General features: G+C 71.5%; 22 protein-coding genes. 18 read left to right on the forward strand and 4 right to left on the reverse strand.

The features are described 5' to 3' along the window. Nucleotides 1–79 precede the first annotated feature (79 nt). Entirely contained in the window at nt 80–2,674 is a 2,595-nt protein-coding gene (locus WA640_RS09855; protein WP_335987457.1) for a glycoside hydrolase family 9 protein, read from the reverse strand. A gap of 79 nt (nt 2,675–2,753) precedes the next feature. Further along, nucleotides 2,754–3,806, reverse strand: coding sequence for a LacI family DNA-binding transcriptional regulator (locus WA640_RS09860; protein WP_245888983.1), 1,053 nt, complete (start codon nt 3,804–3,806; stop codon nt 2,754–2,756). Between the two features lie 186 nt (nt 3,807–3,992). On the opposite strand from WA640_RS09860, the gene iolC reads away from it, so the two are divergent. The 7 genes from iolC to WA640_RS09895 are packed head-to-tail and all read left to right on the forward strand — an operon-like array spanning nt 3,993 to nt 11,997. Continuing rightward, on the forward strand, nt 3,993–4,973 hold the full coding sequence (iolC, locus tag WA640_RS09865) for a 5-dehydro-2-deoxygluconokinase (protein ID WP_335987458.1): 981 nt from the start codon (nt 3,993–3,995) through the stop codon (nt 4,971–4,973). Then, nucleotides 4,963–5,835 carry a Cgl0159 family (beta/alpha)8-fold protein gene (locus tag WA640_RS09870; protein ID WP_335987459.1) on the forward strand — a complete coding sequence of 291 codons (873 nt, stop codon included), beginning with the start codon at nt 4,963–4,965 and terminating at the stop codon, nt 5,833–5,835. The genes iolC and WA640_RS09870 overlap by 11 nt, the downstream gene beginning before the upstream one ends. Further along, on the forward strand, nt 5,832–6,653 hold the full coding sequence (gene iolB, locus WA640_RS09875; RefSeq protein WP_335987460.1) for a 5-deoxy-glucuronate isomerase: 822 nt from the start codon (nt 5,832–5,834) through the stop codon (nt 6,651–6,653). Before WA640_RS09870 ends, iolB begins: the two co-directional genes overlap by 4 nt. After that, nucleotides 6,653–8,524, forward strand: a complete 1,872-nt coding sequence (gene iolD, locus WA640_RS09880) for a 3D-(3,5/4)-trihydroxycyclohexane-1,2-dione acylhydrolase (decyclizing) (RefSeq protein ID WP_335987461.1) — start codon at nt 6,653–6,655, stop codon at nt 8,522–8,524. Before iolB ends, iolD begins: the two co-directional genes overlap by 1 nt. A gap of 10 nt (nt 8,525–8,534) precedes the next feature. Continuing rightward, entirely contained in the window at nt 8,535–10,031 is a 1,497-nt protein-coding gene (locus WA640_RS09885) for a CoA-acylating methylmalonate-semialdehyde dehydrogenase (RefSeq protein WP_335987462.1), read from the forward strand. Between the two features lie 13 nt (nt 10,032–10,044). After that, the gene (locus WA640_RS09890; protein WP_335987463.1) at nt 10,045–10,968 is read left to right on the forward strand and encodes a TIM barrel protein; all 924 of its coding nucleotides are present in this window, start codon (nt 10,045–10,047) and stop codon (nt 10,966–10,968) included. 30 nt (nt 10,969–10,998) lie between these two features. Further along, nucleotides 10,999–11,997, forward strand: coding sequence for a Gfo/Idh/MocA family protein (locus WA640_RS09895; RefSeq protein WP_335987464.1), 999 nt, complete (start codon nt 10,999–11,001; stop codon nt 11,995–11,997). A gap of 64 nt (nt 11,998–12,061) precedes the next feature. Here WA640_RS09895 and WA640_RS09900 read toward each other — a convergent pair whose 3' ends face one another. Next, nucleotides 12,062–13,333, reverse strand: coding sequence for an ABC transporter substrate-binding protein (locus WA640_RS09900; protein ID WP_335987465.1), 1,272 nt, complete (start codon nt 13,331–13,333; stop codon nt 12,062–12,064). A gap of 220 nt (nt 13,334–13,553) precedes the next feature. Here WA640_RS09900 and WA640_RS09905 point away from each other — a divergent pair, with 220 nt between their 5' ends. The 6 genes from WA640_RS09905 (at nt 13,554) to nusB (ending at nt 18,300) form a co-directional block, all read left to right on the forward strand. Then, nucleotides 13,554–13,907 carry a cupin domain-containing protein gene (locus WA640_RS09905; RefSeq protein WP_146148122.1) on the forward strand — a complete coding sequence of 118 codons (354 nt, stop codon included), beginning with the start codon at nt 13,554–13,556 and terminating at the stop codon, nt 13,905–13,907. Between the two features lie 114 nt (nt 13,908–14,021). Continuing rightward, on the forward strand, nt 14,022–15,200 hold the full coding sequence (gene aroC / locus WA640_RS09910; RefSeq protein WP_335987466.1) for a chorismate synthase: 1,179 nt from the start codon (nt 14,022–14,024) through the stop codon (nt 15,198–15,200). Continuing rightward, nucleotides 15,197–16,759, forward strand: coding sequence for a 3-dehydroquinate synthase (gene aroB / locus WA640_RS09915; RefSeq protein WP_442904702.1), 1,563 nt, complete (start codon nt 15,197–15,199; stop codon nt 16,757–16,759). The genes aroC and aroB overlap by 4 nt, the downstream gene beginning before the upstream one ends. Continuing rightward, nucleotides 16,756–17,190 (forward strand): type II 3-dehydroquinate dehydratase, encoded by a 435-nt coding sequence (gene aroQ, locus WA640_RS09920; RefSeq protein ID WP_335987468.1) that lies wholly within the window; start codon nt 16,756–16,758, stop codon nt 17,188–17,190. Before aroB ends, aroQ begins: the two co-directional genes overlap by 4 nt. A gap of 106 nt (nt 17,191–17,296) precedes the next feature. Next, on the forward strand, nt 17,297–17,854 hold the full coding sequence (gene efp / locus WA640_RS09925) for an elongation factor P (RefSeq protein WP_106364626.1): 558 nt from the start codon (nt 17,297–17,299) through the stop codon (nt 17,852–17,854). 2 nt (nt 17,855–17,856) lie between these two features. Beyond that, entirely contained in the window at nt 17,857–18,300 is a 444-nt protein-coding gene (nusB, locus tag WA640_RS09930; RefSeq protein ID WP_146148112.1) for a transcription antitermination factor NusB, read from the forward strand. Between the two features lie 142 nt (nt 18,301–18,442). On the opposite strand, the gene WA640_RS09935 is transcribed toward nusB, so the two are convergent. After that, nucleotides 18,443–18,943 carry a transcriptional regulator gene (locus tag WA640_RS09935; RefSeq protein WP_091034397.1) on the reverse strand — a complete coding sequence of 167 codons (501 nt, stop codon included), beginning with the start codon at nt 18,941–18,943 and terminating at the stop codon, nt 18,443–18,445. Nucleotides 18,944–19,215: 272 nt separating this feature from the next. Between WA640_RS09935 and pyrR the strand changes: the two genes are divergently transcribed. The 5 genes from pyrR to carB are packed head-to-tail and all read left to right on the forward strand — an operon-like array spanning nt 19,216 to nt 26,452. Beyond that, entirely contained in the window at nt 19,216–19,794 is a 579-nt protein-coding gene (gene pyrR, locus WA640_RS09940; RefSeq protein WP_106364628.1) for a bifunctional pyr operon transcriptional regulator/uracil phosphoribosyltransferase PyrR, read from the forward strand. After that, nucleotides 19,791–20,711, forward strand: a complete 921-nt coding sequence (locus WA640_RS09945; protein WP_335987470.1) for an aspartate carbamoyltransferase catalytic subunit — start codon at nt 19,791–19,793, stop codon at nt 20,709–20,711. Before pyrR ends, WA640_RS09945 begins: the two co-directional genes overlap by 4 nt. Next, nucleotides 20,708–22,006, forward strand: coding sequence for a dihydroorotase (locus tag WA640_RS09950; RefSeq protein ID WP_335987471.1), 1,299 nt, complete (start codon nt 20,708–20,710; stop codon nt 22,004–22,006). The genes WA640_RS09945 and WA640_RS09950 overlap by 4 nt, the downstream gene beginning before the upstream one ends. After that, a complete protein-coding gene (carA, locus tag WA640_RS09955) occupies nt 22,003–23,139 on the forward strand; it encodes a glutamine-hydrolyzing carbamoyl-phosphate synthase small subunit (protein WP_335987472.1) in 1,137 nt (378 codons plus the stop codon). The genes WA640_RS09950 and carA overlap by 4 nt, the downstream gene beginning before the upstream one ends. Then, nucleotides 23,132–26,452, forward strand: coding sequence for a carbamoyl-phosphate synthase large subunit (gene carB / locus WA640_RS09960; protein WP_335987473.1), 3,321 nt, complete (start codon nt 23,132–23,134; stop codon nt 26,450–26,452). Before carA ends, carB begins: the two co-directional genes overlap by 8 nt. The last annotated feature ends 8 nt before the right edge of the window (nt 26,453–26,460 follow it).

Consider the following 26,460-nt stretch of genomic DNA (forward strand, 5'->3'; position numbering starts at 1 on the left):
CGATCGATGGCCGCCCCTTTCGCCGTCCCCGGGCTCACCCTTCCCGGTCGCGGCGCGGTGAAGCGCTAAGGATCTGCAGTTATCCGGCGGTGCAGCCGACCCATGACGGCGCGATCGCGGGCCGCCCGTCCTTGGCGCCGATGAACCCGAACGTGAACGTCCGGCCCGGTTTCAGCGCGAGGCCGCCGGCCACGTCGGTGGCCGTGACCACCTGGCCCTCCTGGTCGAGCTGGACGCTCCACGAGTTCACGATCGACTGCCCGGTCGGGAGCGTCCACGTGAGGGTGATGTCCTCCAGCGGCACGGTCCCGGTGTTGGTCACCAGGATCTGCGCGTTGAACCCGCTCGGCCACTGGCCGTTGATCCTGTACTCGACGTCGCAGCTCGGCGCGGTGCGGACCCCGCCGGACTGGTCGGCCGCGAAGTTCGCGACCTGCGCCAGCGACGCGTTCCAGTTCACCGTGAGCTCGTTCGTCGACCACGACCCGATGTCGTCGATGTAGCACCGCTGCGGCGCGCAGTCGGTGAGCCACCGCTGCGCCACCGGGTCCCACGTGGACGCGACCGAGTTCGGGCCGCCCGAGAGCGTCCCGGCGGGCGGGTTCGGCAGCGACGGGTCGAGCTGGTGCGCGTACCAGCGGCTGTGCTGGTTCTCGGAGAAGTGCGAGCCGTACCCGGTCACATAGGAGTTCCCGAGCGCGTTGCGGCCCAGGATGTAGTCGAGGCCGGAGAGCACGCCGTCGCGGTACTGCGACTCGCCCGTGAGGTCGAACGCGGTGCCGATGACCACGAGGCGGTTGAGCACCACGCTGTTCGAGCCCCAGTCGAAGACGCCGTTCGCGCCGTTCCCGAGGTCCCACGGGTTCGCGTCCTGCTCGGCCAGGTAGTGGTCCGCACCGGCCACGACCTGCGCCACGACCTCGTCGCGGCCCGGGAGCGCGTTCGGCACGAGCGCCAGGTCGAGCTTTGCGAGCTGCGCGACCTCGCCCCACCAGAAGCCGCCCGCGGTGAACACGTCGGCGTCGTGGAGCTTCGAGTCGAGCACGAAGTCCTCATAGGTCTTCTCGCCCGTGGTCAGGAACAGCTCCGCGGCCGCCCAGTAGAACTCGTCCTCGACCTTGGAGTCCCCGTAGGGGCCGCCGCCGTCGGGGCTCGTGTCCGGCGCGTAGACGTCCGGGTGCGCGAGGGCCGCGGCCCACGCGGTCTCGGCCGCCTCCAGGGCCCGGGCCGCGAAGTCGGGGTCGTACGGCTCGAACAGGCGGGAGGCCTGCGCGGCCGCGGCGGCGAGGTTCAGCGTGGCGGCGGTCGAAGGCGGGTAGAGGTAGCGGGCCTGCGGGTCGTCGGCGGGCAGGAGCGGCAGGCCGGTCCAGTGCTCGTCGTGGATCTTGTGGTGCGCCATGCCGGCGAGTTCCTCACCGGCCGGGACCTGCATGGACATGAGGAACTCGACCTCCCAGCGGGCCTCGTCGAGGACGTCGGGGACGCCGTCGCCGTGCTCGGGGATGCGCATCGAGCCGTCGGCGAGCCGCCCGGTGTCGCCGGTGGGCGCGTGGAGGGCCCGCTCGTAGACCGAGAGGAGCTGCGCGGCGGAGATGCCGCCGTTGACGACGTACTTGCCGTGGTCGCCCGCGTCGTACCAGCCGCCGGTCACGTCCAGCGTGTAGTCGCAGGCGTCGGCGTAGCAAGGGACGGCGCCGTCGCCCTGGTTCGGCGCGGTGTCCGTGTGGCCCGCTTCGCGGCCGTACCCGGGCGCGACGGCGTCGTCGATGGCGATGCCGGAGCGCTGCGGGTAGTAGAACGAGATCGCGTCGACCGCGAGGTCGCGGTAGGCGTCGCCGCCGATCGCGAACGGGTAGGACGTCTCGCCGTCGGCGGTGATCGTGAAGCCCTCGCCCGCGGCGGTCACGCCCGAGAAGTCGATGACGTGGACCGACTCGCCCGACGTGGACTCGGCGCCGAACGGCGCGGTGTCGCCCTCGGCGACGAGCGTCCCTTCGGCGTCGTGGAGCTGCCAGGGGAGCGCGTCCTCGGCCTCGGTCACCAGCGTGGCCCGCTTGGGCCCGTCCTGGAGGTAGGCGACCTGGTTGACCCGCACGCGCGGGCCGGTGTCCGGTTCGTACACGGGCGGTTCGGCGCCGGTGAGCAACTTGACCTCCGATAGGCAGAGCTGCCACGGGTCGGCGTGGCGGCCGATCTGGAACGCGAGCTGCGCGTCCGTCCAGTCGGCCCCGGCCGTGAAGGTGTAGCTGAAGTCCTGGGACTCCGCGCCCAGGAGCGGGAACTCCTCCAGGGCGGTCGGCCACGGGTCGACGGGGCGCTGGACGAGGGCCCGGACGCTCACGTCCGTCGAGGCCCGCGCGGTGAACTGGAGCTCGTACGACTCGCCCGAGACGAGCGGCAGGCCGTCCTGGCCGACGATGGCGTCCCAGGCGTTGGCGGTGCCGCCGGGGACGTCGATGCACCACTCGCCGGCGTCGACGGCGCCGGTGAGGTTCGCGGTGGTCCACCACCCGGCGGTGCCGTTCGCGAAGTCGCCGTTGGTGATGAGGTCGGTCGGCTCGTCCTGGGCCTGCGCGGCGGGAGCGGCCGCGGCCGCCCCCAGCGCGAAGGCGGTCGCGGCGACGAGTGCCAGGTGTCGGCGCCGGGATCGGATCGGTCGTGCGGGTCGCGGCATGGGGGGCTCTCCTCGCGGGGTTGGGAGCGATTCCACGCACATCCTGTCATTGAAATTCGTGAATGTCAAGGCGGAGCGGTCAGCGCTGGGTCGGCGGCCCGCTCGTGCCGCGCACGACCAGCTTCGACTCCAGCTTCAAGGTCGCGCCCGGCTCGCGCACGCCCCTGAGCTGCTCGTCCGCGGCCTCGACGGCGAGGCGCGCGAGCCGCGGCACGTCCTGGCGGACCGTGGTCAGGTCGATGTGGCTGAGCCCGGCGATGTGCGAGTCGTCGTAGCCGACGATCGAGACCTGCTCGGGGATCTTCACCCCGGCCCGGGTGAACACGTCGAGCAGGCCGATCGCGCACTGGTCGTTCGAGGCGAACACCGCGGTCGGCAGCTCCGCGTCGTCGGCTAGCATCCCGCGCGCGGCGTCCTGGCCGCCCTCCTCGGTGTGGTTGCCGGGGATGATCCTGATCCGGTCGGCGAGGCCGTGGGCGCGCATCGCGTCGCGGTAGGCGCGGCGCCGCTCGGGCGCGCCGGGCTTCGAGCCGCCGTCGACGTGCGCGATGTCCCTGTGCCCCAGGCCGACGAGGTGGTCGACGACCTCGCGGGCGCCGGGCCGGTCGTACGAGGTCACGATGTCCACGGGCGCGCTCTTGAGGTGGCGCCCGAGGACGACGACCGGGAGTCGCGCTCCCAGATCGGCGATGTCCTCCTCGCTGATCGTCGGCCCGCACAGCAGCAGCGCCTCGCTGCGGTGGCCCACGAGCGCCTCGATGGCCTTCTGCTCGTCGCGGCTGGGGACCGCGGCGCTGAGCACCAGGTCGTAGCCGAGCTCCTCGGCCGTGGGGTAGATGGCCTCGACGAGGTCGACGTGGTGGGGGTTGCGCGCGGTGAACAGCACGCCGAGCACCTTGCTGCGGCCGCGCGCGAGGAGCCGCGCGGCCATGTCGGGCTTGTAGCCGAGGCGGGCGGCGGCCTCGAAGACGCGCTCGCGCGTCTCGGGGCTCGCGCCGGGCTGGTCCCTGAAGACGAGGGACACGAGGGCGCGGGAGACGCCGAGCTCGGCGGCGACGTCCGCCATGGTGGGCTTGCGCGACCGCGGTGCCGGGGAGCGGTCGGCGCCTCTGCGCGGGTTCGGGGGGGTCATCGGGTCGTGGTCCTTCCGATCTACTCGTAATGAAGTTTTTCATACGCGACCCCTTGACCGGGCGACGTGGCGCATGCCATTCTAACGGTACTAGCGCGCTCTAGTAGCGCGCGCTAACCAGACATTCTCGTACCAAACGGCGACCGCCCTTCCCGGTGGTCGCCCCACCATGCCCCCGAGGAGGCAATGTTGACTCCGCAGCGGCGAACCGGCCCAGGCCCTTTCGCGGTCGTCACCATGGGCCGCATCGGCGTCGACCTGTACCCGGCGCAGACCGGCGTCGCCCTCCCCGAGGTCGAGTCCTTCAACAAGTACCTGGGCGGCTCCCCGACGAACGTGGCCGTCGCCGCCGCCAGGTACGGGCGCCGCGCCGCGGTCATCGCGAAGGTCGGCGACGACCCGTTCGGCGCCTATGTGCGCAAAGCGCTGGGGGAGTTCGGGGTCGACGACCGGTTCGTGGGCACCGACCCGCACAACCCCACGCCGATCACGTTCTGCGAGGTCTTCCCGCCCGACGACTTCCCGCTGTACTTCTACCGCTTCCCCAAGGCCCCCGACCTGAACGTGACCGCCGAGGACCTCGACCTCGCGGCCGTCGCCGCCGCCGACGTCTTCTGGGCCACCGTCACCGGCCTGTGCGCCGAGCCGAGCCGCACCGCCACCCTCGCGGCCCTCGAAGCGAGCCGCCCCTGCCGCTTCACCGTGCTCGACCTCGACTGGCGCCCGATGTTCTGGGACAGCCCCGACGAAGGGCGGCAGTGGGTCGAGCGTGCGCTCGCGTTCGCCGACGTCGCGGTCGGCAACCTCGACGAAGTGGAGGTCGCCGTCGGCGTCCGCGACCCGCGGGAGGCTGCGAAGCGCCTGCGCGACAAGGGGGTCCGGCTCGCCGTCGTCAAGCAGGGGCCGAAGGGCGTGCTGGCCGTGGACGACTCCGGCGAGGTCGAGCTCCCGCCCGCGCCCGTCGAGGTCGTCAACGGCCTCGGCGCGGGCGACGCGTTCGGCGGGGCCCTTGTGGACGGGCTCCTCGCCGGGCTCCCCCTCGAAACCGTGATCGCCCGCGCCAACGCCGCCGGAGCGATCGTCGCGGGCCGCCTCGCCTGCTCCTCGGCGATGCCCACGGCCGCCGAAGTCGACGCGAAGCTCGCGGAGGCCGCCGATGCGCGCTGACGAACTCGCGCTCCTCACCCGCACCCGCGTCCTGCACCCCGAAGCGGTCGCCGAGGCCGCCGCCGCCCGCACCCGCGCCGCGAGCCCCGTCGGTCCCACCGGCAAGTGCTTCGTCATCGCCGCCGACCACCCCGCCCGCGGGGCCCTCGGCACCGGCGGCGACCCGCTCGCCATGGCCGACCGCGCCGACCTCCTCGACCGCCTCCGCACCGCACTCGACAACCCCGGCTGCACGGGCGTCCTCGGCAACGCCGACATCCTCGAAGACCTGCTCCTGCTCGGCGCTCTCGAAGGCAAGACCGTCTTCGGGTCCATGAACCGCGGCGGCCTCGCCGGGGCCGCCTGGGAGATCGACGACCGGTTCACCGGCATGACCGCCGCCGGGATCGAGCGCCTCGGCTTCGACGGCGGCAAGACCCTCACCCGCATCGACTACGCCGACCCGGCCACGCCGTCGATCCTCGAAGCCACCGCGCACGCCGTCGACGACCTCGCCTCGCGCGGCCTCATCGCCATGGTCGAGCCCTTCATCTCCACCCGCCGCGACGGCACAGTGGTCAACGACCTCTCCACCGAAGCCGTCATCCGGTCCGTCGCGATCGCCTCCGGGCTCGGCGCCACCACCGCCCGCACCTGGCTCAAGCTCCCCACCGCCCCCGACCCCGCCCGTGTCGCCGCCGCGACCACCCTCCCCGTGGTCCTCCTCGGCGGCGAGGTCGCCGACCTCGACGCCCAGCGCGACAAATGGGGCCAAGCGCTCGAAGCGCCGAACGCGATCGGCCTGACCGTGGGACGATCCCTCCTCTACCCGGCCGACGGCGACGTGGCCGCGGCCGTCCAGAAAGTGGTGGACCTGCTGTGAACCGATACCACCTGCCCGCCCGCTCGACCGAGGACGGCCTCTACGACACGGTCGTCACCCCCGAATCCGCCGGATGGACCTACTCCGGCCTCAAGATCCTCGACCTTGAACCCGGTGCGTCCCATGCCTTCCCGACCAGGGACGCCGAGCACCTGGTGCTCCCGCTCTCCGGGTCCTGCGAGGTCGCCTGCGACGGGTCCGTCCTCGCGCTCAGCGGCCGCCCCGACGTCTTCGCCGCCGCCACCGACTTCGCGTACCTCCCCAGGGACGCCGACGCCGCCGTCACCACCCCCACCGGCGGCCGCTTCGCCCTCGCCTCCGCGGTCTGCGACCGGAGCCTCCCGTTCCGGTACGGCACCGCCGACGCCGTCCCCGTCGAGGACCGCGGCGCCGGGACCTGCGCCCGCCAGGTCCGCAACTACTGCCTCCCGGACACCTTCGACGCCGACCGGCTCCTGGTCTGCGAGGTCGTCACCCCCGGCGGGAACTGGTCCTCCTACCCGCCCCACAAGCACGACGAGGACCGCGACGGCGAATCCGTGCTCGAAGAGATCTACTACTTCGAGATCGACCGCCCCGAAGGCTTCGCGTTCCACCGCGTCTACGGCACCCCCGATCGCCCCATCGACGTCAACGCCGAGGTCCGCTCTGGCGACGTGGTCCTGGTCCCGCACGGCTGGCACGGCCCCAGCGCCGCCGCCCCCGGCTACGACCTCTTCTACCTCAACGTCATGGCCGGCCCCGGCGACGAGCGCGCCTGGCGCATCACCGACGACCCCGCCCACGCCTGGATCCGCTCGACCTGGGAGACCGTCTGATGAGCACCGTTCGCCTCACCACCGCCCAAGCGCTCGTCCGCTTCCTCGCGAACCAGTGGACCGAGCGCGACGGCGAACGCCGCCGACTCGTCAACGGCACCTTCGGCATCTTCGGCCACGGCAACGTCGCCGGACTCGGACAGGCACTCCTCCAAGCCGCCCGCACCGGTGAAGCGGACATGCCCTACCTGCTCGCCCGGAACGAGCAGGCCATGGTCCACGCGGCCGCCGCGTACGCGAAGTCCGCCGACCGCCTTTCCACTTACGCCTGCACCGCCTCCATCGGTCCAGGCTCCACCAACATGGTCACCGGCGCCGCGCTCGCCACGATCAACCGGCTCCCAGTACTACTCCTGCCCTCCGACATCTTCGCCTCCCGTGCGCCCGACCCGGTCCTCCAGCAGCTGGAGGACACGAGAGCAGGCGACGTGTCCGTCAACGACGCGTTCCGGCCCGTCTCCAAGTACTTCGACCGCGTCTGGCGGCCCGAGCAGCTGATCCCGTCCGCGCTGGCGGCGATGCGGGTCCTCACCGACCCGGTCGAGACCGGCGCCGTCACGCTCTGCCTCCCGCAGGACGTGCAGGCCGAAGCGCACGACTGGCCGGTCGAGTTCTTCCGCGAACGCGTCTGGACCGTGCGGCGCCCCGGGCCCGACGCCGCCGAACTCGAAGCGGCCCTTGCGGTCCTGCGCTCGGCGCAGCGGCCGCTCATCGTCGCCGGAGGCGGCGTCGTCTACTCGCGCGCCACCGAGGAGCTGCGGGCCTTCGCCGCCGCGCACGGCGTCCCCGTCGCCGAGACCCACGCGGGGCGCGGCTCGGTCCAGTGGGACCACCCGCAGGCCGTGGGCGCCCTCGGCTCGACCGGGTCGCGGGCCGCGAACCTCCTTGCGGCCGAAGCGGACGTGGTGCTCGGCATCGGGACCCGGTACTCCGACTTCACGACCGCCTCCCACACCGTGTTCGGGGACGCGCGGTTCGTGAACCTGAACGTCGCGGCCCTCGACGCCGCCAAGCACAGCGCGGCGATGCTCGTCGCCGACGCCCGCGCAGGGATAGCCGCCCTCGGCCGCGGCCTGGGGGAGTGGCGGGCCGACGAGGCGTGGACCGCCCGCGCCAGCGTCCTGGCCGCCGAGTGGCAGGGGGTCATCGACCGGGCGAAGGACCTCGGGCACGCACCGCTCCCGGCGCAGACCGAGGTCCTCGGAGCCCTGAACGACGCGATGGGCGAGCGGGACGTCGTCATCAACGCCGCCGGGTCGATGCCCGGCGACCTCCAGATGATGTGGCGCTCAAGGGATCCGAAGCAGTACCACGTCGAGTACGGCTACTCGTGCATGGGCTACGAGATTGCGGCCGGGCTCGGCTGCAAGCTCGCCGACCCGGACCGGGACGTGTACGTGCTCGTCGGCGACGGCTCCTACCTGATGCTCGCCTCCGAGATCCCGACGCTCGTCTCCGAGGGCCTGAAGGTCGTCGTCGTGATCGTCCAGAACCACGGCTTCGCCTCGATCGGCGCACTCTCCGAATCGCTGGGCTCCCAGCGGTTCGGTACGAAGTACCGCTACCGGGACGAGCAGTCGGGCCTGCTCGACGGCGACGTGCTCCCGGTCGACCTGGCCGCCAACGCCGCCAGCCTGGGCGCGAACGTCCTCACCGCGTCCACCGTCGCGGAGTTCAAGGCCGCCTTGGCGACCGCGAAGGCCGCCACCAGAACCACTGTGGTCCACGTCGAGACCGACCTCCACTCGCCGGGCCTGCCGCAGAGCGCCTGGTGGGACGTGCCCGTCAGCGAAGTGTCCGAACTGGACTCGACGCGCGCGGCCTTCGACGCCTACACCGACAGCAGGCGCGCCCAGCGCCACTACCTCTGAGGAACCTGCGATGACGACCATCGAACACTGGATCGGCGGGGCCTTCACCCGCGGCGCCGCGACCCGCACCGGCACCGTCCGCAACCCCGCCACGGGCGCGGCCACCGGGGAAGTGCTCCTCGCCGAGCCCGCCGATGTGGACGCGGCCGCGGCCGCCGCCGCGAAGGCGTTCGACACCTGGGGCGACTCGTCGCTGTCGCAGCGCACCAAGGTCATGTTCCGCTTCCGGGAACTGCTGGTGCGCCACGAGGACGAGCTGGCGCGGCTCATCTCCGCCGAGCACGGCAAGGTCGTCGACGACGCCCGCGGGGAGATCGTGCGCGGCCGCGAGGTCGTGGAGTACGCGTGCGGGATCGCCGACGCGCTCAAGGGCTCCTACTCCGACCAGGTCTCCGGCGGCGTGGACGTCTTCAACTTCCGCCAGCCGCTCGGGGTGTGCGCGGGGATCACCCCGTTCAACTTCCCGATCATGGTCCCGATGTGGATGCACCCCATGGCGATCGCCACCGGGAACACCTTCATCCTCAAGCCCAGCGAGCGCGACCCGTCGGTCTCCAACCGGATCGCCGAGCTGTACGCCGACGCCGGGCTGCCCGACGGCGTGTTCAACGTCGTCCACGGCGACAAGGCCGCCGTGGACGCGATCCTCGACCACCCGGGCATCGCGGCGGTCTCGTTCGTCGGCTCCACGCCGATCGCGAAGTACGTGCACGAGCGGGCCACCGCCGCCGGGAAGCGCGTCCAGGCCCTCGGCGGCGCGAAGAACCACGCCGTGGTCCTCCCCGATGCGGACATCGAGTTCGCCGCCGACCACCTGACGGCCGCCGCGTTCGGCTCCGCGGGCCAGCGCTGCATGGCCGTCTCCGTCGGCGTCGCCGTCGGCGAAGCGGGCGACGCGCTCGTGGAAGTCCTGCGCCGCAAGGCCGAGGCGGTCAAGGTCGGCCCCGGCGACGACCCGGCCTCCGAGATGGGCCCGGTCGTCACCGCCGCCTCCCGCGACCGGATCACCGCGCTCGTGGGCGCCGGGATAGACCAGGGCGCGGTGCCCGTGGTGGACGGCCGCGGCCTCACCGTGCCCGGCCACGAGGAGGGGTTCTTCGTGGGCCCCACCGTCCTCGACCGGGTCGCGCCCGGCATGGCCGCCTACGACGAGGAGATCTTCGGGCCGGTCCTCGCCGTCGCCCGCGCCGCCGACGTGGACGAGGCGATCGCGCTCATCAACGCCAACCCGTACGGCAACGGCACCGCGATCTTCACCTCTTCCGGTGCCGCCGCCAGGCGGTTCCAGCGGGAGGTGAAAGTGGGGATGATCGGCGTGAACGTCCCCATCCCGGTCCCCATGTCCTACTACTCCTTCGGCGGCTGGAAGGACTCCCTCATCGGCGACTCGCCGATCCACGGCCCCGAAGGCGTCCGCTTCTACACCCGCGCCAAGACCGTCACGTCCCGCTGGCCCGAAGTGCGCCAGTCGGTCGAGGCCGCGTTCCACTTCCCGACCGCCAGCTGAACGGAGCACGTCAATGCCGACATCCGCCGCCCCGAACCTGCGCCTCGGCTCGGCCCCCGACTCGTGGGGGGTCTGGTTCCCCGAGGACGACCGCCAGCTCCCCTACGCGCAGTTCCTCGACGAGCTCGCCTCCTCCGGCTACGAGTGGCTCGAACTGGGCCCCTACGGCTACCTGCCGACCGACCCGGCCGTCCTCGCCGACGAACTCGCCAAGCGTGGGCTGAAGGTCTCCGGCGGCACCGTCTTCGGGAACCTCCACCGCCCCGAGCAGTACGAGGCCACAGTGGACCTCGTCGGGAAGGTCGCCGCGCTCACCGCCTCCCAGGGCGCGCAGCACGTGGTGTTCATCCCGCCGCTGTTCCGGGACGAGAAGACCGACGCGGTCAACGACGTCGTCGAGTGGGACGCCGACCAGTGGAAGACCGTGCACGCCACCGCGAACCGCATCGGGAAGCGGATGTTCGAGGAGCACGGCGTCCAGATCGCCGTCCACCCGCACGCGGACACGCAGATCTGCACGCAGGCGCAGATCGAGACGTTCCTCGACGGCACCGACTCCCGATACGTCTCCCTGTGCCTGGACACCGGCCACGTCGCGTACGGCGGCGGCGACAACCTCGACCTGATCGCCCGCTACGCGGAGCGCATCGGCTACGTCCACATCAAGCAGATGGACCCCGAGATCCTCCGCCAGGTCCGCGACGAGCGGCTGGGCTTCGGCGAGGCCGTCAAGCGCGGCGTCTGCGTCGAACCGCCCCAAGGGGTCCCGAACCCCGCCGACATCGTGGCCGCCCTCTCCGGGCTCGACGCCGAGCTGTTCGTGATCGTCGAGCAGGACCTGTACCCGTGCGAGCCCGACGTGCCCCTCCCGATCGCGCGCCGCACCCGCGAGTACCTGAACGGCTGCGGCCTCGGCGCCCGGCACCAGCAGCGCTGACAAATACCACATAGGAAAGGACCGGGACCCATGAAGATCGGCTTGATCGGCACCGGCTGGATCGGCGAAGAGCACGTCAGGCGCCTCGCCGGGTCCGTCGCGGGCGCGGAGGTGACCGCCGTGTCCGACATCGAACCCGAGCGCGCCGCCGCGGTCGCCTCGCTCGCCGGGGCCCGCGTGATCGGCACCGCCGAGGAGCTCATCGCGGACCCGGAAGTCCAGGCGGTCGTCGTGACCTCCTGGGGCCCAGCCCACGCCGAACAGGTGCTCGCCTGCATCGCCGCGGGCAAGCCCGTGTTCTGCGAGAAGCCGCTCACCACCGAGGCCGCCGACGGCCTGCGCATCCTCGAAGCCGAACAGGCCCACGGGAAGCGCCTCGTCCAGGTCGGGTTCATGCGCCGCTACGACGCCGGGTACCGCGCCATCAAGGCGGTGCTCGACGAGGGCGGCATCGGCGCCCCGCTCATGGCCCACTGCGCGCACCGCAACCCGACGCAGCCCGAGTCGTACCACTCCGACAAGCCGATGGTCGACACCGCCGTCCACGAGGTGGACGTGCTGCGCTGGCTCCTCGGCGAGGAGTTCGCGAGCGTCCAGGTCGTGGTGCCCCGCTCGACCTCGAAGCGGTTCCCGCACCTGGTCGACCCGCAGATCCTGCTGCTGGAGACGGCGTCCGGCGCGCGCGTCGACGTCGAGGTGTTCGTGAACTGCCAGTACGGCTACGACATCCAGTGCGAGATCGTCGGCGAGACCGGCGCCGTGCGCCTCCCCGACCCGGCCGCGCCGCTGGTCCGCGCCGCCGGGCGCGCCTCGTACGGGATCGTGCAGGACTTCCCGAGCCGCTTCGCCGACGCCTTCGACACCGAGCTCCAGGAGTGGGTCGACTCGCTGCGCTCGGGCGAGCCCGCCGGGCCCAGCGCCTGGGACGGCTACGCGGCCACCGTGGTCACCAACGCGGCCGTCGAGGCCCGCCGCACCGGGGCGGTCGTCCCGGTCGACCTGCCGGAGCGACCGGCTTTCTACAAGTAGGACAACGACTTTGCTCTGGGGTTAAGAAGGACGGGCCCGGCCGCGCGGCCGGGCCCGTTCCCGCTCACCCGGTCGGGATGCCGCCGTTCACCAGCGGCACCGGGTCCGCCTCGACCTCGCTGACCTGCCCGACCTCGACCTGGTACGTCGTGCCGTTGTAGTCCTGCACGCCGTCCTCGACGGTCATGATCCCCACGGTGCCGTACCCGCCGTGGTTCGACGCGCTGAACGCCAGCGGCACGATCCCGTTGCCCAGCACCGCACCCGACTCGACCGCCGCGATCAGCGACTCGCGGGTCGGGTCGTCCCCGGCCTTCGCGAGCGCCTCGGCGAACAGGTACCCGACGCTCATGCCGAGGACCGTGTTCGCCGTGAACGGCGCGCCGCCGTTGTACTCCTCGTTGATCTGCCGGAACAGCGCCGTCCACTCGCTGCCGGACCCGAACGGCAGGAAGTTCACGCACACCATGCCCTCCAGCAGCTGCGCGGCGGCCTCCTCGCCGAGGTGCCCCACCAGCGTCGGGTAGTCCGCGCCCGAGGACGACACGTACCACTGCGGGAACCAGTCCATCTGTGCGGCCGTGCCGACCGCCAGGGCCGTGTAGCCGTTGATCGTGGCGAGGATGTTCACCTCGCACCCGGCGGCCTTGAGGGTCCCGATCTGGTCGGTCAGGTCCTGCGAGGCCGTCGTGTACGTCTGGATCTCGGTGATCTCGTTGCTGCCCATGACCGCCTCGACGCCTTCGAGGAGGCCTTCGCCGTAGTCGTCGTTCTGGCCCAGGACGCACACCGTCGCGCCCGGCTCCTGCTCGACCGCGTACTGCGCGAGCGCCGCGCCCTCCGTCGTGTACTCCGCGTTATACCCGAACGCGTTGGGGTACAAGGCCGGCTGGTTCCACATCCGCGAGCCCGACGCGATGAACAGGTCCGGCACGCCCTCGTCGGCGAGGTAGTCCAGCACCACCGAGTGCGTCGGGGTGCCCAGGCCGTTGACGACGGCCAGCACGTCGTCGCGCTCGACCAGCTCGGTCACCACCTCGTTGGTCCGCTGCGGCTCGTACGCGTCGTCCTTCACCAGGTACTCGATGGTCCGGCCGTTCACGCCGCCCTGGTCGTTGACGTACGCGAAGTACGCCGAGGTCGCCGCCGACACCGCCGAGTACCCGGCCGCCGCCGGGCCCGACAGCGGCTGGTGCGTCCCGATGGTCACCGTCGTGTCCGTGACGCCGGGGGTCGCCTCCGGCTCCTCCTCCTGACCCGTGCAGGCCGTCAAACCGAGGGCCGCCGCGACCGCCAGGGCCGCCGCAGTCCTCGACGTCTTCGCGGGGGTCCGCATGTCGATCACCTCTTCGTGGTCGTGCGGGCGCCGCGATGGGAGAACAGCGATGGGGACGGCGGCCCGTACCCAGGGATACTAGGCGGTAACTTGCGTTCCCGCAGCCCCCGAAACCGCGCCGACCGGCCAGAACGGCCTCACCCTTCCGGTCGGATCCCGTGCGCGGGAATGCGAATGCGACTCGCGAAACGGTCATAGACTCGATAAGGGGGTGACCATCATGAACCATCTGACGGTCAAGAATTTCGGGAAGCCCGACGAGCACGTCGACCTCAGCGGCCACGGCCACCGCGACATGGTCATGCTCGACGGCATGCCGATCGAACTCGCCGAGTTCGAGCGCGGCTGGCGCTGGTCCACCGACGTCAAGCCGATGGCCGGGACCGACACCTGCCAGGTCCACCATCTCGGCTACTGCCTCGAAGGGCACCTGCGCGTCCACATGGACGACGGCACCGACCAGGACATCCACGCGGGCGACGCGTTCGAGATCCCGGCCGGGCACGACGCCGAGGTCGTCGGCGGCGGCAAGGTCGTCCTGCTCGACTTCGGCAAGGCCTTCGACAACCGCTGACTGCGCGGCACCGGGCCGCCTCCGCGACGGGGGCGGCCCCGCGCGCGTCCGGACCCTGGGACGCGATTCCCACCAGGGGCGGGGTCACACCGGCACAGGTGGCAGACTTGACGCGTGTTGCGATGGATGACAGCTGGAGAGTCCCACGGCCCCGAACTCGTGGTCACGATCGACGGCCTGCCCGCCGGTATCGAACTGACCAGTGAGGCGGTCGCCGCCGAACTGGCCCGCCGCCGCCTCGGCTACGGCCGCGGCGCCCGCATGAAGTTCGAGGCCGACGTCGTCAACTTCATCGGCGGCCTCCGCCACGGCCGCACCCTCGGCTCGCCCGTCGCCATCCGCGTCGGCAACTCCGAGTGGCCCAAGTGGGAGACCGTCATGGCCCCCGACCCCGTCGACCCCGCCGAACTCGACGGCGTCGCCCGCAACGCCCCCCTCACCCGGCCCCGGCCCGGCCACGCCGACCTCGCCGGCATGCAGAAGTACGACCACGTCGACGCCCGCCCGATCCTGGAGCGCGCCTCCGCCCGCGAGACCGCCGCCCGCGTCGCCGGCGGCACCGCCGCCAAGGCCTTCCTCAAGCAGGCCTTCGGCATCGACATCGTCTCCCACGTCAAGGCCCTCGGCCCCGTCCGCGCCAAGGACGGCCTCGTGCCCACCCCCGCCGACTTCGAGGCCGTCGACGCCGACCCGCTGCGCTGCATGGACCCCGAGGCGTCCGCCCGCATGGTCGCCGAGGTCGACGCCGCCAAGAAGGACGCCGACACCCTCGGCGGCGTCGTCGAGGTCCTCGCCTACGGCCTCCCGCCCGGGCTCGGCTCCCACGTCCAGTGGGACCGCAAGCTCGACGCGCGCCTCGCCACCGCCCTCATGTCGATCCAGTCCGTCAAGGCCGTCGAGATCGGCGACGGCCTCATGCAGGCCGCCGTCCGCGGCTCCTCCGCCCACGACGAGATCGTCCCCGGACCCGACGGCGTCGAGCGCCTCACCGACCGCGCCGGGGGCCTCGAAGGCGGCATCACCACCGGCCAGCCGCTCCGCGTCTCCGCGATGCTCAAGCCCATCTCGTCCCTGACGCGGCCCCTGCGCACCATCGACACGGAGACCGGCGAAGCCGCCGAGGCCATCAACCAGCGCTCCGACGTCTGCGCGGTCCCCGCCGGGGCCGTCGTCGCCGAGCACATGGTCGCCTACGTCCTCGCCGAGGCCGCGCTGGAGAAGTTCGGCGGCGACTCCGTCGGCGAATCCCGTCGCAACTACGAGAACTACCTCCAGCACCTGCGGGTGAAATGACCATGGCGCTCGTCGTGATCGTCGGGCCGCCCGGGTCCGGCAAGACCACCGTCGGCCGCGCGCTGGCCGAGGCGCTCGGCGCGGACTTCCGCGACGCCGATGCCGACATCGTCGCCACCGCCGGGAAGCCGATCGCGGACATCTTCGTCGACGACGGCGAGGAGCACTTCCGCGCGCTCGAACGCGAAGCGGTCCGCCGGGCCGTGGCCGAGCACGACGGGGTCCTGGCCCTCGGCGGCGGCGCCGTCCTCGCCGAGTCCACCCGCAAGCTCCTCGCCGACGTGCCGGTGGTCCACCTCCGCGTGGACCTCGCCGAAGCCGTGCGCCGCAACGAGATCGACAAGGGCCGACCGCTGCTCGCCGTCAACCCGCGGGCCACGCTGCGCCGCCTCCTGGAGGAGCGGCTGCCGCTCTACCGCGAGGTCGCCGACATCGAGGTCGACACCACCGGAAGGGACGTGGCCGACCTGACCGCCGAGATCGCCGCGAAGCTCGCCGTCCGCACCGTCGTCGTGGGCGACGCCGAGACCCCCTACCCGGTCCTCATCGGCCGTGGCACGGTCGACCGGCTCCCCGAGTTCCTCGGGAAGGCCGCGCGCGTCGCCGTGCTCCACACCGAGAGCACCGCTCTGCTCGCGGAGCGGGTGGGCGCCCTGCTGCCCGACGGCGTCGAGGCCACGCTCATGGAGCTGCCCGACGCCGAGGACGGCAAGACCGTCGCCGTCGCCGAGCAGTGCTGGGACGCGCTCGGCGCCGAGGGCTTCACCCGCACCGACCTCGTTGTCGGCGTCGGCGGGGGCGCGGTCACCGACCTCGCCGGGTTCGTCGCCGCCTGCTGGCTCCGCGGCGTCGCCGTCGTCCACGTCCCGACCTCGCTGCTCGGCGCGGTCGACGCGGCCGTCGGCGGCAAGACCGGCGTCAACACCGCCGCCGGGAAGAACCTCGTCGGCGCCTTCCACCCGCCGCGCGCCGTCCTCGTGGACCTCGACAACTTCGCGACCCTCCCGCGCCGCGACCTCGCCGCGGGCCTCGCCGAGGTCGTCAAGGCCGGGTTCATCGCCGACCCGGTCATCCTCGACCTCGTCGAACGCGACCCCGAGGCCGCGCTCGACGCCGCGAACCCCGTGGTCGCCGAACTCGTCGAGCGCGCCATCGCCGTCAAGGCCGAAGTGGTCGCCTCCGACCTCAAGGAGGGCGGCCTGCGCGCGATCCTCAACTACGGCCACACCTTCGCGCACGCCATCGAGAAGTTGGAAAAGTACCGCTGGCGCCACGGCGACGCGGTCGCCGTCGGCATGGTCTACGCCGCGCACCTGAACGCGATCACCGGCCGCGTCGACCTCGTCGACCGCACCAAGGCGGTCCTCGAATCGCTCGGCCTGCCCACGACCTACGAGGGCGGCCGCTGGGACGACCTCCTCCAGGTCATGAAGATCGACAAGAAGAACACCGGCGCCACCCAGCGCTTCGTGCTCCTCGACGCCCTCGCCGCGCCGGTCGTCGTCGACGACGTGACCGCCGCGCAGCAGCGCGAGGCCTATGAGAGGCTCACCGCATGACGACCGCTCTGGTGCTCAACGGCCCCAACCTGAACCGGCTCGGCAAGCGCGAACCGGCGATCTACGGCTCCCAGACCCTCGCCGACCTCGAAGCGCTCTGCGTGAAGACGGGGGAGGAGCTGGGTCTGGAGGTGTCCTTCCGCCAGACCAACCACGAGGGCGAGATGCTGGAGTGGCTCCACGAGGCCGCCGACAACGGCTACCCCGTGGTCCTCAATGCCGCCGCCTGGACCCACTACTCGGTCGCCGTCGGCGACGCGTGCGCCCAGCTCACGGCCCCGCTCATCGAGGTGCACCTCTCCAACGTGCACCAGCGCGAGGAGTTCCGGCACCACTCGTTCGTGTCGGCCCACGCGAAGGGCGTCATCGCCGGCCTCGGCTTCGACGGCTACACCGCGGCCCTGCGCCACATCGCCGCTCTCACCGCGTAGCCGCGCCGCTGGTCACAGCCGAAGCGGCCTGACCCGAGGGCGGTCCGACCGCCCGCTACCATTGACGGTCGGCCCAGTCAGACCTTAACGAAAGAGACGAACGCCCGTGGCATCCACGAACGACCTCAAGAACGGCATGGTGCTCAACCTGGAGGGCCAGCTCTGGCAGGTCCAGGAATTCCAGCACGTCAAGCCCGGCAAGGGCCCGGCGTTCGTGCGCACGACCCTCCGGCAGATCCCCTCCGGCAAGGTCGTCGACAAGACGTTCAACGCCGGCATCAAGGTCGAGACCGCGAACGTCGACCGCCGCACGATGACCTACCTCTACAAGGAGGGCGAGGACTTCGTGTTCATGGACAAGGACACTTACGACCAGATCCCGGTCGGCCCCGGCGTGGTCGGCGACGCCGCGAAGTTCCTCCTGGAGAACTCCGACGCCACCGTCGCCATGCACGACGGCAGCGTCCTCTACATCGAGCTGCCCGCCGCGGTCGAGCTCGTCGTCACCTACACCGAGCCGGGCCTCCAGGGCGACCGCTCCTCCGGCGGCACCAAGCCCGCCACCGTCGAGACGGGCGCCCAGGTCCTCGTGCCGCTGTTCATCGACAACGGCGAGAAGATCAAGGTCGACACCCGCGACGGCAAGTACCTCAGCCGGGCATAGGCGTGGGGAACCAGCAGAGCGGACCTGAGCGGCTCACCGCCCGCACCAAATGGCGGATGCGGGCCGTCGAGATCCTGTACGAGGCCGAGTCCCGCGGGGAGGGCGTCAAGCGCGTCCTGGCCGAGCGGGCCGACCGCGCGTTCACCGACCCCGAGGCGCCCCGGCTCCCGAAGTACGCCGAGGAGCTGGCGCGCGGCGTCGACGAGTACCGGTACGAGCTGGACGAGGCCATCGGCCGCGCCGCCGAGGGCTGGGCCGTCGAGCGCATGCCCGCGGTCGACCGGAACGTGCTGCGCGTGGCCCTGTACGAGATCATCTACGTCGAGGACGTCGACACGCCCGTGGCCATCAAGGAGGCCATGCGCGTGTGGGAGCAGATCGGCTCCACGGACGACACCAGGTTCGTGAACGCGGTACTCGACTCGGCGGCCAAGGCCGAGGAGTAGCTCAGACGCAGACGAAGAACGGCCGAGCCCTCGGGACTGGAAGCACAGTCCGGGCCCGGCCGTTCTTCGTCGCCGGAGGCGCAACGGGAAACGGCCGAGCCCTCCGATCCCGGGCCCGGCCGTTTCTCGTTGTCCTGCTTGGCTACTCGCCGTCCGAAGCGAAGAACGCCTGGAGGTCGTGGACGAGGACGCCGAAGTCCTCCAGCTTCTCGATCAGGCCGGACGGCGTGGTCGAGTACACCACCGCGAGGGTGTACAGGTCGTCGGCGCGGATCGAGAGGATCCGGCCGTTGTAGTCGCCGCGGCGCTGCTGGATGGAGCGCGCGAGCTTCGCGACGTGCTCCAGCTCGGGGTCCGGGTGGTCGTAGAGCGCCTCAAGGTTGAGGACGATCTTCTCGGCCTGCTCGACCGGGAGCGGGACGCCCTCCGGAAGCAGCTCCGAGACGGGGATCCGGTAGAAGTCGGCCAACTCGGCGAGGCGGCTGACCGTGATGGACCGGTCGCCCCGCTCGTAGGAACCGATGACGACGGCCTTCCACTTGCCGCCGGACTTGTCCTCGACGCCTTGCAGGGAAAGACCCTGCTGCATCCGAATGTCGCGCAGCCGGTTGCCGAGCGCCTTGGCGTAGTCAGATGTCGCCATGCTGGGATCAACTCCAATTTTCGGTACGAGAGGAATCCTATTGTTGACTACGGTCGGTGACCATCGGCCGTTGGGGTGCCCCCAAACAGTGTTCTTCGTCGCGTGGGGCCCGAAAGACTGACCGGCAAATCATGGCATACAAGTCAAATATGCAGCTAACGACGTCATAGTTTTGGGACTCGGGTTTACGCTCCGTCACCGGCGGCGTAGCATCGGCGGCGACGAAACCGTTCTTTAACAGACCGTCCAGTGAGGCGGAGAAGGAGGTTCGCGTGGTTTCCCCTGCCCTCAGGCAGACTGAGGAAGACCCGTCGGGCAAGCAGATCATCTCCGGCGACGACATCGGCCGGATCCTCGACCGGATCGCCCACCAGATCCTGGAGAAGACCAAGGGCGCCCCCGACACCATGCTCCTGGGCATCCCCACCCGCGGCGTCGCGCTCGCCGGACGGCTCGCCGACCGCATCCGCCGCTTCGCCGACCTCGACGTCCCCGCCGGCACCCTCGACATCACGCTCTACCGCGACGACCTGCGCCGCAACGCGCTCCGGGCCCTCGGCCCGACCGAGCTGCCGCCCGGCGGCGTCGACGACCAGCGCGTCATCCTCGTCGACGACGTCCTCTACTCCGGACGGACCGTCCGCGCCGCGCTCAACGCGCTCTACGACCTCGGCCGCCCCGCCAGCGTCCAGCTCGCGATCCTCGTCGACCGCGGCCACCGCGAACTGCCCATCCGCGCCGACTACGTCGGCAAGAACATCCCGACCGCCCGCGACGAGAACGTGGCCGTGCGCCTGACGGAGTACGACGGATTCGACGCGGTGGTCCTGACCGGAGGCCGGGAGCGATGAAGCACCTGCTCACCACCAAGGAACTGACCCGCGACGAGGCCGAGCTGATCCTCGACGTCACCGAGCAGATGGCCGAGGCCGTCACCGGCCGCGAGGTCCCCAAGCTCCCGGCGCTGCGCGGGCGCACCGTCGTGAACCTCTTCTACGAGGACTCCACGCGCACGCGCACCTCCTTCGAGACCGCCGCGAAGCGCCTCTCGGCCGACGTCGTGAACTTCGCGGCGAAGACCTCCAGCGTGAACAAGGGCGAGAGCCTGCGCGACACCGCACTCACGCTGCAGGCCATGGGCGCCGACGCGGTCGTCATCCGCCACCCCGCCGCGGGCGCCCCGCAGCGGCTCACCGAGTGGCTCGACGGCGCGGTCCTCAACGCCGGGGACGGCACCCACGCGCACCCGACGCAGGCGCTGCTCGACGCGTACACGATGAAGCGTCGCCTCGGCGGCATCGAGGGCCGCACCGTCGCGATCGTGGGGGACATCCTCCACTCGCGCGTGGCCCGCTCGAACGTGTGGCTGCTGTCGAAGCTCGGCGCGAACGTGCGCCTGGTCGGCCCGCCCACCCTGCTGCCCAAGGACATCGACGAGTGGCCGGTGGAGATCGGCTACGACCTCGACGCGTCCCTCAAGGGCGCCGACGCGGTCATGATGCTCCGCGTGCAGCGCGAGCGCATGCACGCCGCGTTCTTCCCGACCGCCAACGAGTACGCCCGCCTCTACGGCCTCGACGAACGGCGCATGACGCTCCTGCCCGACCACGCGATCGTCATGCACCCCGGCCCGATGAACCGCGGCATGGAGATCGCCGCGACCGTGGCCGACTCGCCCCGCGCCACCATCACCGAGCAGGTGACCAACGGCGTGTGGGTGCGCATGGCCGTCCTCTACCTGCTGCTGACGAACGGAGAAACCCGGTGACCGACCTCCTGATCAAGTCCGCCGACATCGTCGGGAAGGGACGGCAGGACGTCCTCGTCCGCGACGGCCGCGTCGCCGAGATCGGCTCCCTCACCGCCAAAGACGCGCAGATCGTGGACGCCGACGGCCTGGTGCTCCTGCCCGGCCTCGTCGACCTCCACACCCACCTGCGCGAGCCCGGCCGCGAGGACGCCGAGACCGTCTACTCCGGCACGCGCGCGGCCGCCAAGGGCGGGTACACCGCGGTGTGCGCCATGGCGAACTCCTACCCCGTCGCCGACACCGCCGGCGTCGTCGAGCAGGTCGCCGCGCTCGGCAAGGCCGCCGGGTACGCCGACGTGCAGCCCATCGGCGCCGTCTCCATCGGACTCGAAGGCAAGCAGCTCGCCGAGATCGGGGCGATGGCCCACTCGGCCGCCAAGGTCCGCATGTTCTCCGACGACGGCCACTGCGTCTCGGACCCGATCCTCATGCGCCGCGCCCTCGAATACGTGAAGACCTTCGGCGGGCTCATCGCCCAGCACGCCGAGGAGCCGCGCCTCACCGAAGGCGCCCAGATGAACGAGGGCGCCGTCTCGGCCGAACTCGGCCTGCCCGGCTGGCCCGCCGTCGCCGAAGAGGCGATCATCGCCCGCGACGTGCTCCTCGCCGAGTACACCGGCGCGCGCGTCCACTTCTGCCACGTCTCCACCGCGCGCAGCGTCGACATCATCCGCGAGGCGAAGGCCCGCGGCGCCAAGGTCACCGCCGAGGTCTGCCCGCACCACCTCCTCCTCACCGACGAGGCCGCGCGCACCTACGACCCGGTCTACAAGGTCAACCCGCCGCTGCGCCGCGAAGCCGACGTCGCGGTCCTGCGCGGCGCGCTCGCCGAAGGGGTCATCGACGCCGTCGCCACCGACCACGCGCCGCACGCCCCGCAGGACAAGGACTGCGAGTGGGCGGCCGCCCGCCCCGGGATGCTCGGCCTGGAGACCGCCCTGTCGATCACCGTCCTCGCTCTCGGCGGGCCCGCGGGCGCCGACTGGGACGCCGTCGCCGAGCGGACCTCCCGCACCCCCGCGCGCATCGCCGGGCTCGAAGCCCACGGCCGCGACCCGCAGCCGGGCACCGAAGCGAACTTCACGCTCGTCGACCCCGCCGCGACCTGGACCGTCGTCCCCGAAGGACTCGCGTCCCTGTCGCGCAACACCCCCTACGCCGGGATGGAACTCCCGGTCACCGTCCAGGCGACGTTCCTCAGAGGACGCGCCACCGTACTCAACGGCAAGATCGAAGAGGAGACGACCGAATGAGCAGCAGGGCACCCGCGATCCTCGTGCTTGAGGACGGCCGCGTCTTCCGCGGCGAGGCGTTCGGCTCCGTCGGCGAGACCTTCGGCGAGGCCGTCTTCAGCACCGGCATGACCGGCTACCAGGAGACCCTCACCGACCCGTCCTACTACGGCCAGGTCGTCGCCCAGACCGCGCCGCAGATCGGCAACACCGGCTGGAACGACGAGGACGACGAGTCCCGCCGCATCTGGGTCGCCGGGTACGTCGTCCGCGACGCCTCCCGCATCACCTCCAACTGGCGGGCCAAGCGCGGCCTCGAAGACGAGCTCGCCTCCCAGGGCGTCGTCGGCATCTGCGAGGTCGACACCCGCGCCCTCACCCGCCACCTGCGCGACAAGGGCGCCATGCGCGTCGGCATCTCCTCGCGCACCACCGACGCCGAGGAGCTCCTCGCGAAGGTCCGCAACACGCCGCAGATGGCCGGCGCCAACCACGTCGGCGCCGTCACCGCCTCCGAGCCGTACACCTACCAGGCCAAGGGCGCCGCGAAGTACACCGTCGCCGCCATCGACCTGGGCATCAAGCGGAACACGCCCCGCCGCCTCGCCGAGCGCGGCATCACCACCACCGTGTTCCCCGCGTACGCCGACGTCGACACGGTCCTCGCCGACGCCCCCGACGCCGTGTTCCTTTCCAACGGCCCCGGCGACCCGGCCACCGCCGACCACCAGGTCGCGCTCACCCGCGAGCTGCTGCGCCGCCGCGTCCCCGTCTTCGGCATCTGCTTCGGCAACCAGATCCTCGGCCGCGCCCTCGGCCTGGAGACCTACAAGCTGAAGTTCGGCCACCGCGGCATCAACCAGCCCGTCCTCGACCGGCACACGAACAAGATCGAGATCACCGCCCACAACCACGGGTTCGCCCTCAAGGCCCCCGAATCGGGCGAGTTCTTCGACACCGAGTTCGGGCGCGTCCAGGTCAGCCACGTGTGCCTCAACGACGACGTCGTCGAAGGGCTCACCTGCCTCGACACCCCCGCCTACTCCGTCCAGTACCACCCCGAAGCCGCCGGCGGCCCGCACGACGCCGACTACCTGTTCGACCGCCTCGTCGAACTCATCGAGACCACCAAGGGGGCCAAGGCAGATGCCTAAGCGCGACGACCTCAAGCACATCCTGGTCATCGGATCGGGCCCCATCCAGATCGGCCAGGCCTGCGAATTCGACTACTCCGGCACCCAGGCCTGCCGCGTCCTGCGCGAGGAGGGCCTGCGGGTCACCCTCGTCAACTCCAACCCGGCCACGATCATGACCGACCCCGAGTTCGCCGACGCCACCTACGTCGAGCCGATCACCACCGAGGTCATCGAGCAGATCATCGCCAAGGAGAAGCCCGACGCGATCCTCGCGACCCTCGGCGGCCAGACCGCCCTCAACGCCGCCGTCGGCCTCCACCAGGCCGGCATCCTCGACAAGTACGGCGTCGAGCTCATCGGCGCCGACATGGACGCCATCCAGCGCGGCGAGGACCGCCAGCAGTTCAAGGAGGTCGTCCTCAACGTCGGCGGCGAGGTCCCGCGCTCCGCGGTCTGCCACTCCATGGACGAAGTGCGCGACACCGTCAAGGACCTCGGCCTCCCCGTCGTCATCCGCCCCTCCTTCACCATGGGCGGCCTCGGCTCCGGCATGGCCCACACGTGGGAGGACGTCGACCGCATCGCCGGGAACGGCCTCGCCGAGTCCCCCACCACCGAGGTCCTCATCGAGGAGTCCGTGCTCGGCTGGAAGGAGTACGAGCTCGAACTCATGCGCGACCGCAACGACAACGTCGTCGTGGTCTGCTCCATCGAGAACGTCGACCCCATGGGCGTCCACACCGGCGACTCCGTCACCGTCGCCCCCGCGATGACCCTCACCGACCGCGAGTACCAGCACATGCGCGACGTCGGCATCGCCATCCTCCGCGAAGTCGGCGTCGACACCGGCGGCTGCAACATCCAGTTCGCCATCGACCCCGCCACCGGGCGCATGATCGTCATCGAGATGAACCCGCGCGTCTCCCGCTCCTCCGCGCTGGCGTCCAAGGCCACCGGCTTCCCGATCGCGAAGATCGCCGCGAAGCTCGCCATCGGCTACACGCTCGACGAGATCCCGAACGACATCACCAAGGCCACCCCGGCCGCGTTCGAACCGACCCTCGACTACGTCGTCGTCAAGGTCCCGCGCTTCACGTTCGAGAAGTTCCCCGGCGCCGACCCGACCCTCACCACCACCATGAAGTCCGTCGGCGAGGCCATGAGCCTCGGCCGCACCTTCCAGCAGGCCCTCCAGAAGGCCCTGCGCTCCACCGAGACCAAGGCCGCCGGGTTCTGGACCCGCCCCGACCCGGCCGACGCCACGCTGGAGAACACGCTCGAAGCGCTCCGCACCGCCCACGACGGCACCCTCTACACCGCCGAGCGGGCCCTGCGCCTGGGCGCGTCGGTCGCGGAGGTCCACGAGGCCTGCAAGATCGACCCGTGGTTCCTCGACCAGGTCGCCCAGCTCATCGAGCTGCGCGACGAGATCGAGGCCGCCGCCGTCGCCGACGCCGCGCTCCTGCGCCGCGCCAAGCGCGCCGGGTTCTCCGACGCCCAGATCGCGGCCCTGCGCCCCGAGCTCGCCGGCGAGGACGGCGTCCGCCGCCTCCGCCACCGGCTCGGCATGCGCCCGGTCTACAAGACCGTCGACACGTGCGCCGCCGAGTTCGAGGCCCACACGCCCTACCACTACTCGACCTACGAGGAGGAGACCGAGGTCGCGCCCTCGAACCGCCCGAAGGTCATGATCCTCGGCTCCGGGCCCAACCGCATCGGCCAGGGCATCGAGTTCGACTACTCCTGCGTCCACGCCGTCCAGGCCCTGCGCGCGGTCGGCTACGAGACCATCATGGTCAACTGCAACCCCGAGACCGTCTCCACCGACTACGACACCGCCGACCGGCTCTACTTCGAGCCGCTCACCTTCGAGGACGTCACCGAGGTCTACCACGCCGAGCACGAGTCCGGCACCGCCGCGGGCGGCCCCGGGGTCATCGGCGTCGTCGTCCAGCTCGGCGGCCAGACCCCCCTCGGCCTCGCCGAGCGCCTCCAGGACGCCGGGCTGCCCATCGTCGGCACCTCCCCGAAGGCCATCGACAACGCCGAGGACCGCGGCGTCTTCGGGCGCCTCCTCGACGACCTCGGCCTCGTCGCCCCCGACGGCGGCACCGCCACCTCCTACGAGGAGGCCCGCGAGGTCGCCGCCCAGATCGGCTACCCCGTGCTCGTGCGGCCCTCGTACGTCCTCGGCGGCCGCGGCATGGAGATCGTCTACGACGAGGCCACCCTCGCCGGGTACATCTCCCGCGCCACCGAGGCCAGCCCCGAGCACCCGGTCCTCATCGACCGGTTCCTCGACGACGCCGTCGAGATCGACGTCGACTGCCTCTGCGACGGCGAGGACTTCTACCTCGGCGGCATCATGGAGCACATCGAGGAGGCCGGCGTCCACTCCGGCGACTCCTCCTGCGCGCTCCCGCCGATCACCCTCGGCGCCGGCGTCATCGAGCAGATCCGCGACTACACCGCGAAGCTCGCCTTCGGCATCGGCGTGCGCGGCCTCATGAACGTCCAGTACGCCCTCAAGGACGAGCAGCTCTACGTCCTCGAAGCGAACCCCCGCGCCTCCCGCACGGTCCCGTTCGTCTCCAAGGCCACCGCTGTCCCGCTCGCCAAGGCCGCCGCCCGCATCGCGCTCGGCGCCAAGATCGGCGAACTGCGCGCCGAAGGGATGCTCCTGCCCGAAGGCGACGGCTCCGACGCCGGACCCGAGGTCCCCATCAGCGTCAAGGAGGTCCTCCTGCCCTTCAAGCGCTTCCGCACTGTCGAAGGCTCCGGCATCGACGCCGTCCTCGGCCCGGAGATGAAGTCCACCGGCGAGGTCATGGGCATCGACTCGTCCTTCGGCCTCGCCTTCGCCAAGGCCACGCTCGCCGTCTACGGCAAGCTCCCCACCTCGGGGAAGGTCTTCGTGTCGGTCGCCGACCGCGACAAGCGCGCCATCGTCTTCCCGGTGCGCCGCCTCGTCGACCTCGGCTTCACCGTCTACGCCACCGAAGGCACCGGCCTGGTCCTCAAGCGCCACGGCATCGACTTCACGCCCGTCGCCCGCCACTCCTCCGGCGAGGCCGTCGACGCCGTCAGCCTCATCGCCTCCGGCGACGTCGACCTGGTCATCACCACGCCCTCGGCCTCCCCGGGCCCGCGCACCGACGGCTGGGAGATCCGCTCCGCCGCCGTCGTCGCCGACGTGAGCTGCGTGACCACCATCCAGGGCGCCGCCGCCGCCACGCAGGCCATCGAATCGGCCTCGCGCGGCGAGATCCGCGTCGCCTCCCTCCAGGAGCTCCACCGGCGCCTGCGCGGCGCCGAGCGGGCCGCGGCCTGACAGCGATC

This window comes from Glycomyces sp. MUSA5-2 (assembly GCF_037034145.1).
GTDB classification, from domain to species: Bacteria; Actinomycetota; Actinomycetes; order Mycobacteriales; family Micromonosporaceae; genus Glycomyces; species Glycomyces artemisiae.

Coding starts and splice junctions, on each gene's coding strand:
- WA640_RS09900 (WP_335987465.1), bottom strand. CDS start 13,333: ATGCGGACCCCCGCGAAGACGTCGAGGACTGCGGCGGCCCTGGCGGTC.
- WA640_RS09945 (WP_335987470.1), top strand. CDS start 19,791: ATGAAGCACCTGCTCACCACCAAGGAACTGACCCGCGACGAGGCCGAG.
- WA640_RS09870 (WP_335987459.1), top strand. CDS start 4,963: ATGCGCGCTGACGAACTCGCGCTCCTCACCCGCACCCGCGTCCTGCAC.
- iolD (WP_335987461.1), top strand. CDS start 6,653: ATGAGCACCGTTCGCCTCACCACCGCCCAAGCGCTCGTCCGCTTCCTC.
- aroQ (WP_335987468.1), top strand. CDS start 16,756: ATGACGACCGCTCTGGTGCTCAACGGCCCCAACCTGAACCGGCTCGGC.
- WA640_RS09885 (WP_335987462.1), top strand. CDS start 8,535: ATGACGACCATCGAACACTGGATCGGCGGGGCCTTCACCCGCGGCGCC.
- WA640_RS09935 (WP_091034397.1), bottom strand. CDS start 18,943: ATGGCGACATCTGACTACGCCAAGGCGCTCGGCAACCGGCTGCGCGAC.
- carA (WP_335987472.1), top strand. CDS start 22,003: ATGAGCAGCAGGGCACCCGCGATCCTCGTGCTTGAGGACGGCCGCGTC.
- iolC (WP_335987458.1), top strand. CDS start 3,993: ATGTTGACTCCGCAGCGGCGAACCGGCCCAGGCCCTTTCGCGGTCGTC.
- WA640_RS09860 (WP_245888983.1), bottom strand. CDS start 3,806: ATGACCCCCCCGAACCCGCGCAGAGGCGCCGACCGCTCCCCGGCACCG.
- WA640_RS09890 (WP_335987463.1), top strand. CDS start 10,045: ATGCCGACATCCGCCGCCCCGAACCTGCGCCTCGGCTCGGCCCCCGAC.
- aroB (WP_442904702.1), top strand. CDS start 15,197: ATGACCATGGCGCTCGTCGTGATCGTCGGGCCGCCCGGGTCCGGCAAG.
- WA640_RS09895 (WP_335987464.1), top strand. CDS start 10,999: ATGAAGATCGGCTTGATCGGCACCGGCTGGATCGGCGAAGAGCACGTC.
- carB (WP_335987473.1), top strand. CDS start 23,132: ATGCCTAAGCGCGACGACCTCAAGCACATCCTGGTCATCGGATCGGGC.
- WA640_RS09855 (WP_335987457.1), bottom strand. CDS start 2,674: ATGCCGCGACCCGCACGACCGATCCGATCCCGGCGCCGACACCTGGCA.
- WA640_RS09905 (WP_146148122.1), top strand. CDS start 13,554: ATGAACCATCTGACGGTCAAGAATTTCGGGAAGCCCGACGAGCACGTC.